At 63.3% G+C, this 13,874-nt stretch carries 14 protein-coding genes; all 14 read left to right on the plus strand.

What is annotated here, in order from left to right; genetic code table 11:
- Positions 1–34 precede the first annotated feature (34 nt).
- The 14 genes from GXP34_03480 (at position 35) to GXP34_03545 (ending at position 13,836) form a co-directional block, all read left to right on the plus strand.
- Positions 35–1,726 (plus strand): penicillin-binding protein 2, encoded by a 1,692-nt coding sequence (locus GXP34_03480; GenBank protein NOY55027.1) that lies wholly within the window; start codon positions 35–37, stop codon positions 1,724–1,726.
- A complete protein-coding gene (locus GXP34_03485) occupies positions 1,716–3,164 on the plus strand; it encodes a UDP-N-acetylmuramoyl-L-alanyl-D-glutamate--2,6-diaminopimelate ligase (GenBank protein NOY55028.1) in 1,449 nt (482 codons plus the stop codon). Before GXP34_03480 ends, GXP34_03485 begins: the two co-directional genes overlap by 11 nt.
- Positions 3,161–4,225 carry a phospho-N-acetylmuramoyl-pentapeptide-transferase gene (locus GXP34_03490; protein NOY55029.1) on the plus strand — a complete coding sequence of 355 codons (1,065 nt, stop codon included), beginning with the start codon at positions 3,161–3,163 and terminating at the stop codon, positions 4,223–4,225. The genes GXP34_03485 and GXP34_03490 overlap by 4 nt, the downstream gene beginning before the upstream one ends.
- Entirely contained in the window at positions 4,225–5,487 is a 1,263-nt protein-coding gene (murD, locus tag GXP34_03495) for a UDP-N-acetylmuramoyl-L-alanine--D-glutamate ligase (protein ID NOY55030.1), read from the plus strand. The genes GXP34_03490 and murD overlap by 1 nt, the downstream gene beginning before the upstream one ends.
- On the plus strand, positions 5,484–6,647 hold the full coding sequence (ftsW, locus tag GXP34_03500; protein NOY55031.1) for a putative lipid II flippase FtsW: 1,164 nt from the start codon (positions 5,484–5,486) through the stop codon (positions 6,645–6,647). Before murD ends, ftsW begins: the two co-directional genes overlap by 4 nt.
- Complete coding sequence (locus GXP34_03505) at positions 6,644–7,714, plus strand: UDP-N-acetylglucosamine--N-acetylmuramyl-(pentapeptide) pyrophosphoryl-undecaprenol N-acetylglucosamine transferase (GenBank protein NOY55032.1); 1,071 nt, start codon at positions 6,644–6,646, stop codon at positions 7,712–7,714. The genes ftsW and GXP34_03505 overlap by 4 nt, the downstream gene beginning before the upstream one ends.
- Positions 7,707–9,053 (plus strand): UDP-N-acetylmuramate--L-alanine ligase, encoded by a 1,347-nt coding sequence (murC, locus tag GXP34_03510; protein ID NOY55033.1) that lies wholly within the window; start codon positions 7,707–7,709, stop codon positions 9,051–9,053. The genes GXP34_03505 and murC overlap by 8 nt, the downstream gene beginning before the upstream one ends.
- Positions 9,050–9,952, plus strand: a complete 903-nt coding sequence (gene murB, locus GXP34_03515) for a UDP-N-acetylmuramate dehydrogenase (protein NOY55034.1) — start codon at positions 9,050–9,052, stop codon at positions 9,950–9,952. The genes murC and murB overlap by 4 nt, the downstream gene beginning before the upstream one ends.
- Entirely contained in the window at positions 9,949–10,698 is a 750-nt protein-coding gene (locus GXP34_03520; GenBank protein ID NOY55035.1) for an FtsQ-type POTRA domain-containing protein, read from the plus strand. The genes murB and GXP34_03520 overlap by 4 nt, the downstream gene beginning before the upstream one ends.
- Before the next feature lie 75 nt (positions 10,699–10,773).
- The gene (gene ftsZ, locus GXP34_03525) at positions 10,774–11,814 is read left to right on the plus strand and encodes a cell division protein FtsZ (protein NOY55036.1); all 1,041 of its coding nucleotides are present in this window, start codon (positions 10,774–10,776) and stop codon (positions 11,812–11,814) included.
- Positions 11,811–12,422, plus strand: coding sequence for a polyphenol oxidase family protein (locus GXP34_03530; protein ID NOY55037.1), 612 nt, complete (start codon positions 11,811–11,813; stop codon positions 12,420–12,422). The genes ftsZ and GXP34_03530 overlap by 4 nt, the downstream gene beginning before the upstream one ends.
- On the plus strand, positions 12,410–13,087 hold the full coding sequence (locus GXP34_03535; GenBank protein ID NOY55038.1) for a YggS family pyridoxal phosphate-dependent enzyme: 678 nt from the start codon (positions 12,410–12,412) through the stop codon (positions 13,085–13,087). The genes GXP34_03530 and GXP34_03535 overlap by 13 nt, the downstream gene beginning before the upstream one ends.
- Positions 13,084–13,584: a cell division protein SepF gene (locus tag GXP34_03540; GenBank protein ID NOY55039.1), complete on the plus strand. Its 501-nt coding sequence runs from the start codon at positions 13,084–13,086 to the stop codon at positions 13,582–13,584. Before GXP34_03535 ends, GXP34_03540 begins: the two co-directional genes overlap by 4 nt.
- A complete protein-coding gene (locus GXP34_03545) occupies positions 13,585–13,836 on the plus strand; it encodes a YggT family protein (GenBank protein NOY55040.1) in 252 nt (83 codons plus the stop codon). It abuts the gene before it with no gap.
- Positions 13,837–13,874: the final 38 nt, after the last annotated feature.

Consider the following 13,874-nt stretch of genomic DNA (forward strand, 5'->3'; position numbering starts at 1 on the left):
AGGCCGCCGCTCGGGCCGAGGACGTTTGCTCGTCGTGGCGGTGGTGATACTCCTTGCCTGGTTCGGCGTGGGCATGCGCCTGTTTCAGCTACAGATCGTCCAAGCGGCGGATCTCAAGGAGATGGGCCTCGAGCAGAGGGCGAAGGTCAAGGTGCTCGCTGCCGAGCGCGGCACGATCTATGACAGGGATGGGCGTGAGCTGGCCATCACCGTCCAGGGTAAGACGATCGGTGCGGATACGAAACATCTCCAGCAGCCGACCCAGGTCGCCGAGCTTCTGGCCGTTACCCTGGGTCTCGATCAGGCGCAGGTGCTGGCGACCCTTCGGTCCGGTCGAAGATGGGTGACGGTCGCACGTCAGATCGATGCCGAGACCGCGGCGCAGGTGGAGAGACTCGAACTGCCCGGCATCTACTCGTATCCCGAAGCCATGCGTGTCTACCCCGAAGGGTCCCTGGCCGCGCAAGTCCTCGGCTTCGTCGACCCCGACGGCAACGGTCTCGAAGGTCTCGAGTACCGATACGACAAGCAACTCAGCGGCACACCGGGAGAGGTCCGATTCGAGCAGGGCCTGGACGGGAATGTGATCCCCCAGGGCCAGTACGATGTTCGCCCTGCCATTCCTGGCAGCGATCTGGTGACAACGATCGACCGAGATATCGAGTTCATCGCCGAGCGCGAGTGCAAGGCGACACTCGAACGGACGGAAGCGGAACGCTGCACGGCCGTCGTGCTCGATCCCTCCACCGGAGAAGTACTGGCCATCGCGGTAGTACCGGGTTTCGACCCCAACGATCGCAGCGCATCCACTCCAGACAGGTGGGTGAACTGGGCGGTGCTCGGTACCTATGAGCCGGGAAGCACCGAGAAGCTCATCACGATCGCCGCGGCCCTCGAGGAGCGTGCGGTCAACGCCGCCACGACGTTCGAGGTCCCAGATGTGATCGAGGTGGTGGATGGAGCCTGCGAAGGCCGTTTCAGCACCGCGGGTGACCAGATCAACGGTTGCTACCACGATGCGGAGCGACATCCGACCGAAATCCTCAGCGTGAAAGACATCGTGACCAGATCGTCGAACGTCGGGACGATTCTCATCGGTCAACGGCTCGGTGACTCGAATCTCGCACGCTACATCGATGCGTTCGGCCTCGGCAGGAAGACCGGAGCGGATGTTCCCGGAGAGTCCACAGGCAGACTGAACCTCGACCCGACCTGCCCTTCCTGCTTTGCCTCTGCAGCCATCGGCTACGCGGTCTCGGTGACTCCGCTTCAGATGGCAGCGGCCTATGGAGCGGTAGCCAACGACGGGATCTGGGTCCAACCGCATCTCGTCCGTGAACTCGTCGATGGGTCCGGAGTCCACCGTCCGATAGCGCCCGAGGAACGGCGAGTCGTCTCGGTCGACACGGCCCGCGTCATGAGATCTCTCCTTCGCAATGTGGTGGAGAGCAGCGAAGGAACAGGCGGGAAGGCGCGAATCCCCGGCTACACGGCGGCAGGGAAGACCGGCACCGCCCGCAAGTTCGTGGAAGGAGAGGGCTATACGGACGACTACGTGGTGAGCTTCGTCGGGATGGCCCCGGCGAGCAATCCTCGGATCGTTGTCGCGGTTGTCGTCGACTCGCCCAAAGTGGGTTCGAGCGGCGGCAGGGTCGCTGCACCGGCATTCTCCAAGATTGCCGAAGACACGCTGCACCGACTTGGAGTGCCTCCCGATGCCTCCTGAATCGGCAACGCTCTACGCTCTGGCCGCACACGTCGGTGGGCGCGTGGTCGGATCGGACGCTCTGATCGAAGATGTCGAGCATGACAGCAGACATGTCCGGCCCGGAAGTCTGTTCGTTGCGATTCGTGGGTTCAGGACGGATGGCCACCAGTTCGTCGACGCGGCCGTTGCAGCCGGGGCGGAGGCGGTATGTGTCGAGCATCCGGTCCAGGTTCCGGTTCCGCAGCTGATCGTGGGCGAGACCCGTGCCGCTCTGGGTCCCCTCGCCGCGGCCGTTCATGGATACCCTGCGCGGGAAATGGCCGTCGTCGGGGTCACGGGCACCAACGGCAAGACGACGGTCACCTATTTTCTCGACACGATCTTGCGCAGCGCGGGCGTGCGCTCGGCGTTGATCGGAACCATCGGAGCTCGCATCGGTACGGAAACCATTCCGCTGGAACGCACGACGCCCGAGGCATCAGAGCTGCAGCGTCTGCTGGCACGGATGCGCGATGAGCGCGTTCAAGCGGTCGCCATGGAGGTATCATCGCATTCGCTGGTCTTACATCGCGTCGACGGCACGGTGTTTCGGGTCGCAGCCTTCACGAATCTCACGCAGGACCATCTCGACTTTCACCAGGATATGGACACGTACTTCAACGCGAAAGCTCAACTCTTCTCACCGACGAAGGCGGAGGAGGCGGTCATCTTCATCGACGATCCGTACGGTGCCAGGCTTGCCAGGTCTACCGAACTTCCGATCACCACTGTTGGATTTGGAATAGATGCAGACATCCGTGCCGTCTCCGTGCATTCCGATGCTGCTCTCAGCAGCTTCACTCTCGTCGGTGCCGAAGGACGATTCGCCGTGGACCTGCGGATCGGAGGGGTGTTCAACGTGGCGAATGCCTTGGTCGCCGCGGGGTGTGCTCGTAGCGTCGGGATCAGCATGGACGAGATCGCATCGGGCCTCAGAAACGTCGAGCCCGTGCACGGCCGTTTTGAAATCGTCAGCGGTGACCACCCGGTCGCCGTGATCGTCGACTATGCGCATACGCCCGACGGTATCGAAGCCGCCATCGATGCTGCCAGAGGAGCGGTTCCAGGGAGGGTGATCGTCGTCTTCGGGGCGGGCGGCGATCGGGATCATGGCAAACGCCCGCTCATGGGTGCAGCCGCATCGTCCGCCGATATCGTGGTCATCACCAACGACAACCCAAGGTCCGAAGATCCGGCGGCGATCGCAGACCAGGTCGCTTCGGGCATGAATGGATCGGAGGCGCTGATCAATCTGGACCGACGGAGTGCGATCTTCGAAGCCGTGCGAGTCGCGGAGCCGGGAGACATCGTCCTGATCCTTGGCAAGGGACATGAGCGTGTCCAGGAGTTCGCGGATCGAACGGTACCGTTCGACGACCGGGAGGTGGCCCGCGAGGCGTTGGAGTCCCGCGCATGATCACCCTCTTGATCTCCGCAGGCGTTGCCTTTGTCGTTTCGATCCTGGTGACCCCGTGGGCGGTCCGCAAGCTCCGGCAGCACAACATCGGTCAGTTCATCCAAGAGGAGGTCTCCGGCCATCTCCACAAGCAGGGGACTCCGACGATGGGTGGTGTGGTGATGATCGGCGCCGTCCTCATCGGCTATTTCCTGTCGCACATCAGGCTCTGGGGGCTCGAGGGCTTCCACTTCTCCATCATCCCCTTTTCAAACGGCGGGCTGCTTGCGCTGTTCGCACTCACCGGCATGGGTGCGCTCGGTCTCGTCGACGACTACCTCAAGGTTTCCAAGAAGCGCAGCCTGGGACTCGGAAAAGCGGCGAAGTTCGGCGGTCAGCTCACCGTGGCTGCGTTGTTCGCCTGGGGAGCGACCAACGCGGGTATCTCGACGGAGTTGTCGTTCACCCGTCCCCTCGGTATCGACCTGGGTGTGTTCTTCGTCATCCTCGTGCTGGTCCTGCTTGCAGGATTCGCCAATGCGGTGAATCTCACGGACGGCATGGACGGGCTAGCTGCAGGGTCCGCCGTCCTCGTCTTCGGAGCGTTTGTGATCATCGGGTACTGGAAGTTTCGGCATCCGGAGTTCTACAGCGGTCTGGACCCACTCGAGTTGGGGGTCGTTGCTGCGGGGATGGTCGGCGCCCTCCTGGGGTTCCTCTGGTGGAATGCCGCCCCGGCGCGGATCTTCATGGGTGATGTGGGATCTCAGGCGCTCGGCGGGCTGATGGCGGCCCTGGCCCTGCTCACCAACACGCAACTGTTGCTGATCCTGCTCGGAGGTCTGTACGTCGCCGAAACGACTTCGGTGATTCTGCAGGTTGCGAGTTTCAAGCTGACGGGTCGCCGTATCTTCCGTATGGCTCCGTTCCACTATCACTTCGATCTCGGCGGTTGGCCCGAGACCACGGTCGTTGTGCGTTTCTGGATCATCGCGGGGCTCTGTGTGGCGTTGGCCCTCGGTATCTTCTACGGCGACTTCGTCAACAGCGGGCTTCTCGACATCCCATTCAGGGCCAACTGATGCGTACCCTGATCATCGGTGGCGGGGTGTCCGGATCCGCTGCAGCGCGGCTTGCGGCGCGGCTTGGATATCGGGTGACGGTGTACGACGCCGACCCGGCGGTTGCCCAGTCCGTGCTCGCCGAAGGGTTCGCGGCAGTTGGCGGACCGTGGAGCACAGACCTCCTGATCGGCATGGAATTGGCCGTCGTCAGCCCAGGAGTCCCGGAACGCTCCGCGCCTGTCACCGACACGCTCGAGGCGGGGATACCCCTGTGGTCGGAACTCGAGTTCGCAGCCAGAAACATCGAGGCGCCGTTGGTTGCCGTCACCGGTACGAATGGCAAGACGACCGTTACGTCTCTGATTGCCGCCATGCTGCGGGCCGGCGGACTTCGAGCGATGGCAGCCGGCAACATCGGCACGGCCCTGTCCGATGTCGCCGGGGGACGGTGGGACGTCGTTGTCGTCGAGGCATCCAGCTTTCAGCTGCGTTTTGTCGAGGAGTTTCATCCACAGGTCGCCGTGGTGCTCAATCTCGCACCGGATCATCTCGACTGGCACGGTTCGCTTGCGGCCTATGGACAGGCGAAAGCACGAATCTTCGAGAATCAGACGGAGGACGACGTCCTGATCTATGACGCCGAAGACGAGGGGGCGGCACGGCTCGTCGAACCCGCCGTCGCTCGCAAGATCCCTCTCTCCTATCGTGAGGGTTTCACCTACGGGGCACTCTCGATTCCACCGGAGCAGGTTCCGGTTCGAGATGCTGCGTTCATCACCGACCTGAAGGCTGCAGCGGTAGCTGCGCTGGAGATGGGGGCTTCGCTCGAGGCCGTGCAGGCAACCGTCCGGTCCTTCCGACCTGCTGCACACAGGCGCACCCTCGTCGGAACCTGGCACGGGGTGCAGTGGGTAGACGACTCGAAGGCGACGAACCCGCACGCCGCCGTTGCTTCGATACGGGCGTTCCCGTCGGTGGTGCTGATCGCAGGTGGTCGCAACAAAGGGACGGACCTGTCTTCCGTCGCAGCGGTCGGGTCGATCCGACATCTCGTACTGATCGGTGAGGCAGCATCCGAGTTGGCAGAGGCCGCGGGCGATACCCCGTGGACGGCTGCGTCCACCATGGAGGAGGCGGTCGCGATGGCGGATGCCGTGTCCGAGACCGGTGACACGGTGCTGCTCGCACCGGCCTGTGCGAGTTTTGACATGTTCTCGTCGTATCGGGCACGTGGCGACGCATTCGTGAAAGCAGTTCGCGACCTGAAAGAGCGACGATGAGCACAGGAGTCACTTCGATCACCCGTGCCAGGACCGCCCGGCGCAAGGTTACCCGGCGACGCTCCGCCAACGCGCGGTACGCAGTCCTCCTGCTGGTTCCCGTCGCGCTACTCACCGTGATCGGTCTCGGCGCGATCAGGTCGGCATCATCGGTGGTCGGGATCGAGTTGTACGGCGACGGCTGGATCTACTTCAAGAAGCAGGCGCTCTGGATTGGGGTCGGAGTGGTTGTGGCGATCATTGCTGCGAGAGTTCCCTATCGCGTCTACCGAAAGGCTGCGGGCCCACTCCTCGTCGTGGCAATTGCGGGTCTTGTCGCCGTGCTGCAGTTCGGCGTTGTGGCCGGAGGCTCGAGGCGGTGGATCGAGATCGGCTCGCTGACGATCCAGCCATCGGAGTTCGCGAAGTTCGCCGTTGTCGTCTACCTCGCGGCTGCTCTGGAGAGAAAGGAGCGCCTGCTCGGTGACATGTGGCACCTCGCGGTGCCGCTGGGAGTGTCCGGGGGTGTTGCCGTGCTCCTGATTCTCCTGGAGCCGGATCTGGGTACGGCGATGGTGATCTTCGGCGCAGCGTTCGCCGTCTCCGCCGTGTCGGCGGCACGACTTCGCCACCTTGCGGTGACGGCATTCGGTGGATCCGCGGTCGCATTCCTCCTCGCAATGGTGTCCCCGTACCGGCGCGCACGACTCACGTCGTTTCTTCATCCGTTCGCCGATCCGCTCGGTAGCGGCTGGCAAGTCGTCCAGAGTTACGTTGCCCTCGGAACCGGGGGAGCGTTCGGCGTTGGGCTCGGTGCCAGTCGCGCCCGATGGTCGTTCCTCCCCAACGCCCACACCGACTTCATCTTCGCCATTATCGGTGAGGAGACCGGATTCGCAGGAGCGGTGACGGTGCTCGCGATGTTCGCCCTGATCGGCGTCGTTGGTTACCTCATTGCGATGCGTGCACCCGACCATTTCGGCCGCATGCTCGCAGTTGGGATCGTCTCCTGGCTCTCGCTCCAGGCCCTCGTCAACTTGGGGGGTGTCGTCGGCCTCCTTCCGATCACCGGAATGCCGCTGCCGTTCATGTCCGTCGGGGGGAGTTCTCTCGTCACGGCTTTCGGCGCGATCGGCGTGCTTGTCAACATCGCACGGAACGGGACGAATCCAACCGCATGAGCTATGCCATCGCCGCAGCGGGTACCGGGGGGCACGTCTACCCGGGCCTTGCCATCGCCGAAGAACTGGAACGTCACGGAGTGGCCAAACGGGACGTTCTGTTCGTCGGAGGAGATCGATTGGAGGCACAGGTCTATCCGGAAGCGGGTTTTCCGTTTCTCGCTCTCCGGCTACAGGGCCTGAGGCGAAGTCTGGCGATCGACAACCTCAAGCTCCCCTTCGTGGTGCGCACGGCATCTCGACGAGCACGAAGTGAGTTCGAGTCACGAGGAGTGAAGGTGGTCCTCGGCATGGGCAGCTACGTGACCGTACCGGTCGGATGGGCCGCGCACCGGATGGGGATACCCCTGTACCTGCACGAGCAGAACGGGGCAGCCGGAGTAGCGAACAGGATCATGTCCCGGTGGGCCCAAACGACGTTCGTATCCTTCGATGGGACCAAAGGTGTTCGCCATCCCGAAACGGTCGGCACACCGATACGGCGAAACTTCTTGACGAGTCGCTCCGATCTGCGCCACGTCGCCCTGGCGCGCTACGGTCTCGATTTGGGCACGGTGGTCGTCGGGGTGTTCGGAGGCAGTCTCGGGGCAGGGGTTCTCAACGCTGCGATCGGGGACCTTGCGCGCCATTGGGACGGTCCTCCGATCTCGCTGCTTCATCTCGTCGGTACGCGGAATGTGGATGCTGTCGATACGGCCGGAGCGCGCATACCTTGGATCGTCGTGGGCTATGAAGATGCAATGGAGTACTTCTACGCGGCGAGCGATCTCGTCGTATCTCGCGCCGGAGGGGTTGCCGTCGCCGAGATTGCGGTAACGCACACTCCTTCCATTCTCGTGCCCGGAGGCTTCGGCGGCGGACACCAAGCGTCGAATGCCGCCGCGATGGAGCGTGCCGGAGCCGCGGTGCACCTCGCCGAGGAGGACATCTCCAGTCTCCGAACTATTGTGAGAACGCTCGTGGAAGACCCAGGGAAACGCAGGAAGATGGCCGAAGCGGCGATCTCGATGGCCCGCGTCGATGCCGCCGAACGGATTGCCGCCACACTCGTGTCTGCCCATGGCTGAACTTGCCGAACGCGTCCACATCGTTGGAGTTGGAGGCTCCGGGATGAGCGCGCTGGCGAAGCTGCTGTCGGGACTCGGTCATCGGGTGAGCGGCTCGGATATCCGTCCGAGCATCGCGCTCGAGCGCCTGTCGGATCTTGGAATCGAGACATGGGCAGGCAGCAGTCCGGACGCGATGGCAGACGCCGGGCTCGTGGTCGCCTCCTCCGCCATTCCTGACTCGGACCCGGAGCTTCGTGCCGCAGTCGCCGCGGGAATTGCAGTCTGGGACCGTCCACGGCTTCTCGAGGCGTTGACCTCCCACATGCCTGCCGTAGGAGCCACCGGAACCCACGGAAAGACAACCTCGAGTGCCCTGTTGGTTGCTGCAGCGAGAGGCGCAGGCCTCGAACCTTCCTTCGTGGTTGGCGGCGAACTCATCGGGCTGGGAACCAATGCCGCCGTCGGGACCGATGATCTGTTCATTCTCGAAGCCGACGAGGCCTTTGGCACGTTCCTCTCGGTGCATCTGCGTGCGCTCATGGTGACCAATGTCGAAGCAGAGCACCTCGACTACTACGGATCGATGGATGCGCTCGAGGACGCGTTCGTGGAAGTGGTCCGCAAGGTGGACGGCCCGGTCGTGATCTGTGCGGACGATCCGGGATCTCAAAGGGTCGCACAGCGCAGCAACCGGCCCACGTACGGGCTCAGTGATGATGCGCGTTGGAGGATCCGAGACCTCACTCTCGCCAGCGATGCGGTGCATTTCACGTTCATGCACACTGCCGTGACGGTCCCCAGGCCGGGTCTACATATCGCTCGCAATGCGGCAGGCGTCCTCGCTTTGGCCGCCGAACTGGGTTTCGATGTCGAAGGGGCTGCGGCCGGCATCCAGCAGTTCCGTGGAGTGCGACGCCGATTCGAACTCCGTGGCCGCGTGGCCGGGGTGACAATCATCGATGACTACGCTCATCATCCGACGGAGATCGCAGCAACCATCGAGGCGGCGACTCGCGGCGAATGGCGTCGTGTCTGGGCCGTTTTCCAGCCGCACCGCTACACCAGAACCAAGGAGCTCCACCGCGAGTTCGGCGCAGCGTTCTCTGCTGCCGATGAGGTCGTCGTCACCGATATCTACGCCGCGGGAGAAACGCCGGTGCCGGGTGTGACGGGGGAGTTGGTCGCCGACGCGGCGCGGGCGCGTACCAACAGTCATGTCACCTATGTCCCACACAGGGTGGACCTTGGTGACTTCCTCGCCGGGAAGGTCCAGGCCGGTGATCTCGTGCTCACCCTCGGCGCGGGCGACATCACCCTGTTGGGCTCCGAGTTGGTGAAACTGTTGGAGGAAGGATGAGTGTGTGGGACTCACTGGTCGCCGAGGGATTCCTCGACCGTGATGTTCCGCTCGGACCGCTGACCACATACAAGCTCGGCGGGCCGGCCCGCTACCTGGTCACGGTCGAGGGAGAGGATGCACTCGAGCGAATTGCCCGGCATCTCGCAGAAGAACCGATCGAGGTGGTGGTGTTCGGGCGCGGGAGCAACATCCTCGTCTCGGACGAAGGTTTCGACGGCCTCGTCGTGCGCCTCGGAGCCGGGTTCTCCTGGGTGCGCATCGGAGACACGGTCTCGGCAGGCGCTGCGACCTCGCTGCCGCTCCTGGCGAGGACGGCGGTGAAGGCCGGTCGGAGCGGCCTCGAGTTCTTCGTGGGCATTCCGGGATCGGTGGGGGGTGCGGTGAGGATGAATGCCGGCTGTCATGGTTCCGAGACGCGCGACCATCTCGTGTCGGCGATGGTGATCGACCTCGCACGTGGGACGTCGAATCGACTTGGCCCCTCGGATCTGAATCTGTCCTACCGTCATTCACGCCTCGGACCGCTCGACGTCGTGACGAGCGCCGAGTTTTCGACCGAGCCGGGGGAGCGCGCAGCGAGCGAGAAGCTGATTCGTGACATCATCCGATGGAGAAAGGAGCACCAGCCGGGAGGAGTTCTCAACGCTGGGAGCGTGTTCAAGAATCCACCCGGAGATAGCGCAGGACGGTTGATCGACGAAGCCGGCCTGAAGGGTCTCACCGTCGGCGGAGCGCGGGTGTCGATGATGCATGGCAATTTCATCGAGGCGGGACCGGAGGCGACTGCGGCGAATGTATATGCGCTCATACGCGGCGTTCAACATCGGCTACAGGAGATGGGTGTTGCTCTGGAGCCGGAAGTTCGGCTGGTGGGCCGGTTCGGGGACGATGCATGAGCATCGAGCCGCGTCTGGAGCGTCGGCGTCGCCAAGTGAGAGAGACGGCGGCTCGCAGGCGGCTGAGGACGGTCCTGTGGATGATGGCGCTGGCGAGCCTGCTTGGTGTCGGGGCATGGTTCATTCAATCGCCGGGGCTGGCCGTGCAGGAGATTGGTTTGTACGGGGTGGAGCATTCCGATGCTGCAACGATCATCGAGGATGCAGGTGTTCGCGTGGACGTACCGATGTTGAGTGTGCGGCCTCGCACCGTCGAAAGACTGCTCGAGCAAGACCCTTGGATCTCCGGGGCCAAGGTCAGCCGAACGTTCCCTCATACCGTGGAGATCCAAATACGTGAGCGAACGGTGGCAGCAGGTCTGCAACGGGCAAACGGATGGTTGCTGATCGCTGCGGACGGCATGCTCCTGGGCCCGTCCGATCATGTTCCGGAGGATGCGGCGCTGCTTCTGTTTGGCGACATCGATCCCGGAGCACCCGGCGAACTTGCAGGTCGGGGACTGGTCGGCGGTGCGGTCGAATTCGTGGCGGCTCTCCCGGCGGCGATGCGTTCGGGGACCGTGATGGATGTCCGCGACGGCGAGCTGTGGTCACGTACCGCCGCGGTGTACGTCCGGTTGGGAGCACCCGCCGACATGGCGGCCAAAGCCGCCGCACTCGAAGCGGTGCTGGCCGATGGAGTGCCGGAGGGGTCTGTGATCAACTTGATTGCGCCATCCCGTCCGGCAGTAGAAGGCTCTAGTTGAGGGTGAGGGGTTTTGGCTTTACATGAAGGTACAGTGACCTAAAGTTGTGGTGGAGATTCAAGTGAGGAAGTTGCTATGAGTGGGCCCGCAAAGAAGAGTACATCTCCACAAAGCTACCTGGCCGTCATCAAGGTCGTAGGAGTTGGAGGCGGCGGCGTCAACGCCGTCAACCGTATGGTGGATGCGGGCGTTCGGGGTGTGGAGTTCATCGCGGTGAATACGGACGCGCAGACTCTGCTCATGTCGGATGCAGACGTCAAACTCGACCTTGGGCGGGATATCACGCGCGGCCTCGGGGCCGGAGCAGATCCCGACGTTGGCAGATCTGCCGCGGAGAGCCATCGAGAGGAGATCGAGGAGATCCTCAAAGGGGCCGACATGGTCTTTGTCACGGCCGGTGAAGGTGGTGGAACCGGCACGGGAGCGGCTCCCATCGTGGCCGAGATCTCGAAGGAGATCGGAGCGCTGACCGTCGGTGTGGTCACGAGACCTTTCGGATTCGAAGGCCGGCGCAGATCGGTGCAGGCCGAGCAGGGGATTCAGAGTCTTCGCGAGGCGGTGGACACCCTCATCGTGATTCCGAACGATCGCCTTCTCGAACTGACGGACCCGAAGACACCGATGGTGGAAGCGTTCAAGATGGCGGATGAGGTGCTGACCGGTGGTGTGGCGGGGATCACAGGTCTGATCACCACACCGGGGCTCATCAACGTCGACTTCGCGGACGTCCGCACGATTCTGACCGACGCGGGCACGGCGGTGATGGGAATCGGCCGGTCGTCCGGAGAGGGGCGAGCCGCACAGGCGGCGCAGCGAGCGATCTCCAGTGGCCTGCTGGAAACATCGATGGAAGGTGCCAGAGGCGTTCTGCTCATGGTCGCGGGTCCAGAAGACATGACACTGCACGAAGTGAACGAGGCAGCAACGCTCGTCGCCGACAAGAGCGACGATCAGGCCGATATCATCTTCGGCGCGGTCGTGGACGGCGCGCTGGGCGACGAAGTTCGCGTTACCGTCATCGCCTCCGGTTTCGATCGTTCCCGGAGCCCGTCGGGATTCGCATCTGGGAGACTTCATGGGGACGATGATCTGATTCCCAGCTTCGTCCAGGGATGAATCAGGGCCGTACTGCGTTCAGCACCGCCGAGGCCGGCGACCTGCGATCCGACGCCGGGGCACGCGCCACGTTCGCCGCAGCACTCGGGATCAGTTCCGAATGGGCGACGGTCCGTCAGGTACACGGCGGAACCGTCGTCCGAGTGCACCGGCCCGGGGATGCCGGCATGGCCGATGCCCTGTTCACGACCGCATCCGGGCTCCCTGTGGTCATCTTCACCGCGGACTGCTTTGCGGTCGCTCTCTATTGCGATCACGGTGTGGGTATGGCGCACGCGGGGTGGCGCGGTCTGTCCGCTCGGGTGATTCGCAATCTGAGAGAGGCCATGACCGATGCCGGGGCAGAGCCGACGCACGCGACGATCGGACCGGGAATCGGCCCCTGCTGCTTCGAGGTGGGCGAGGAAGTGGCTTCCGCGTTTGGCGGGCATGAGGCCGTTACGACGTGGGGAACGCCCAGCGTCGATCTCGCCGGGGTGGTGCGAGACGAACTCGACGGTCTCGAATGGTGGGAAGATGGGCGATGCACGCACTGTGGAAGTGGATTCTTTTCACACAGGCGTGATCGAACGACGAAGAGGATGGCAGGCGTGGCATGGTTGCCGTGAGATTGGCCGAGATCGAGACTCGAATTCGACGCGCAACGGAGCGTTCAGGACGCGATCGTGGGGACGTTACGCTCGTTGCGATAGGAAAAGGACAGCCGGTTGACGTGCTGCAGGCGGCGTACGACGCAGGACAGAGGGTGTTCGGTGAGAACCGGGCACAGGAACTGGTCGCGAAGGTAGAGCAACTTCCGGGTGACATCGAGTGGCACTTCGTGGGGCACCTTCAACGCAACAAGGCACGGTTGGTGCGCCCCATCGTTTCGTTGCTGCATTCGATGGACAGTGTGGCGCTGGGAGCGGCGTGGCTGAAGGGCCCGGGTTTGGCGCCTCCGGCGCTGATCGAGGTCAACATCGGTGACGAGCCCCAGAAGCCGGGCGTTCGGATCGAGATGGTCGAGGAGATCACGGATCGTCTGATCGCTCTGGGTGTCGACGTTCGCGGTCTGATGGCTGTCCCTCCGATGGCTCAGGATCCCGAGGAGGTCAGGCCGTTCTTTCGCAAGTTGGCGGTACTGCGAACCAAACTTGCGCAACGCCGACCGGCGATCACCGAACTCTCGATGGGTATGACGGATGATTTCGAAGTGGCAATCGAGGAAGGATCAACGATGATACGTCTCGGACGGGCTATCTTTGGTCCTCGCATGACAAGAGGGATCGTATGAGTTCGTTGTTCCAGAAGGCGCTGCTCTATCTGGGGCTCGTTGACGAAGAAGGCCTCGATGAAGAGCGGTCGGAGGGCGCGGCCGTTGCGCCGCTTCAGTCGAACATTCGCACGGTGTCCGGCAACGAAGCGCAAGTTCGTGGGCGCAGAGTGGAGCCACCTGAAGAGATCGGTCGACAGGGTGTCTCTGCCATGCGGGCCACTCCTCGATCCGAGACACGCGCGGATATCGTGACGGCGGTCACGTTCGATGATGCGAAGACGGTCGCCGACCGAATTCGAGGCCGTCAGCCGGTGGTGCTGAACATGCGAGACACGGATCCGGACATGGTGCGGCGTCTGATCGACTTCGCCAGCGGTCTCACGTACGGCCTCGACGGTACGATGGGAAAGATCGCCGAAGGTGTGATCCTCATCCTCCCGCACGGCCTCAGTCTCGGCCGCGCCGAACGTCGACGTCTCGCAGACCTCGACCTCTATGCCGTGGATGACGAGTAGATGGCGCTCCTCTGCAATCTGATCTTCTTTTACGAACTGGTGGTGTTCGCTCGCATTCTCATCGACTGGTTCCAAGTGCCGTTCGATCATCCGGTGGCGAAGTTTCGTGATGTGCTTGCCGTTGTCGTGGATCCGGTGCTGCGACCCTTGCGGCGCGTGATCCCGCCGCTTCGCATGGGAGGGATGGCGCTGGACCTGTCGCCGCTGGTGCTATTGATTGGTTTGTCCCTTCTTCAAGGAATCGTATGTTGAACCGGGCTATGCTGCCGATGGCGGACGCTCAAAGGTGG

It is taken from the genome of Actinomycetota bacterium, from assembly GCA_013152275.1.
Taxonomy (GTDB): domain Bacteria; phylum Actinomycetota; class Acidimicrobiia; order Spongiisociales; family UBA4744; genus BMS3Bbin01.

Bases quoted from the DNA above. Each gene is read 5' to 3' on its own strand.
- GXP34_03485 (NOY55028.1), top strand. From the start codon at position 1,716: ATGCCTCCTGAATCGGCAACGCTCTACGCTCTGGCCGCACACGTCGGT.
- GXP34_03490 (NOY55029.1), top strand. From the start codon at position 3,161: ATGATCACCCTCTTGATCTCCGCAGGCGTTGCCTTTGTCGTTTCGATC.
- murD (NOY55030.1), top strand. From the start codon at position 4,225: ATGCGTACCCTGATCATCGGTGGCGGGGTGTCCGGATCCGCTGCAGCG.
- ftsW (NOY55031.1), top strand. From the start codon at position 5,484: ATGAGCACAGGAGTCACTTCGATCACCCGTGCCAGGACCGCCCGGCGC.
- GXP34_03505 (NOY55032.1), top strand. From the start codon at position 6,644: ATGAGCTATGCCATCGCCGCAGCGGGTACCGGGGGGCACGTCTACCCG.
- murC (NOY55033.1), top strand. From the start codon at position 7,707: ATGGCTGAACTTGCCGAACGCGTCCACATCGTTGGAGTTGGAGGCTCC.
- murB (NOY55034.1), top strand. From the start codon at position 9,050: ATGAGTGTGTGGGACTCACTGGTCGCCGAGGGATTCCTCGACCGTGAT.
- GXP34_03520 (NOY55035.1), top strand. From the start codon at position 9,949: ATGAGCATCGAGCCGCGTCTGGAGCGTCGGCGTCGCCAAGTGAGAGAG.
- ftsZ (NOY55036.1), top strand. From the start codon at position 10,774: ATGAGTGGGCCCGCAAAGAAGAGTACATCTCCACAAAGCTACCTGGCC.
- GXP34_03530 (NOY55037.1), top strand. From the start codon at position 11,811: ATGAATCAGGGCCGTACTGCGTTCAGCACCGCCGAGGCCGGCGACCTG.
- GXP34_03535 (NOY55038.1), top strand. From the start codon at position 12,410: ATGGTTGCCGTGAGATTGGCCGAGATCGAGACTCGAATTCGACGCGCA.
- GXP34_03540 (NOY55039.1), top strand. From the start codon at position 13,084: ATGAGTTCGTTGTTCCAGAAGGCGCTGCTCTATCTGGGGCTCGTTGAC.
- GXP34_03545 (NOY55040.1), top strand. From the start codon at position 13,585: ATGGCGCTCCTCTGCAATCTGATCTTCTTTTACGAACTGGTGGTGTTC.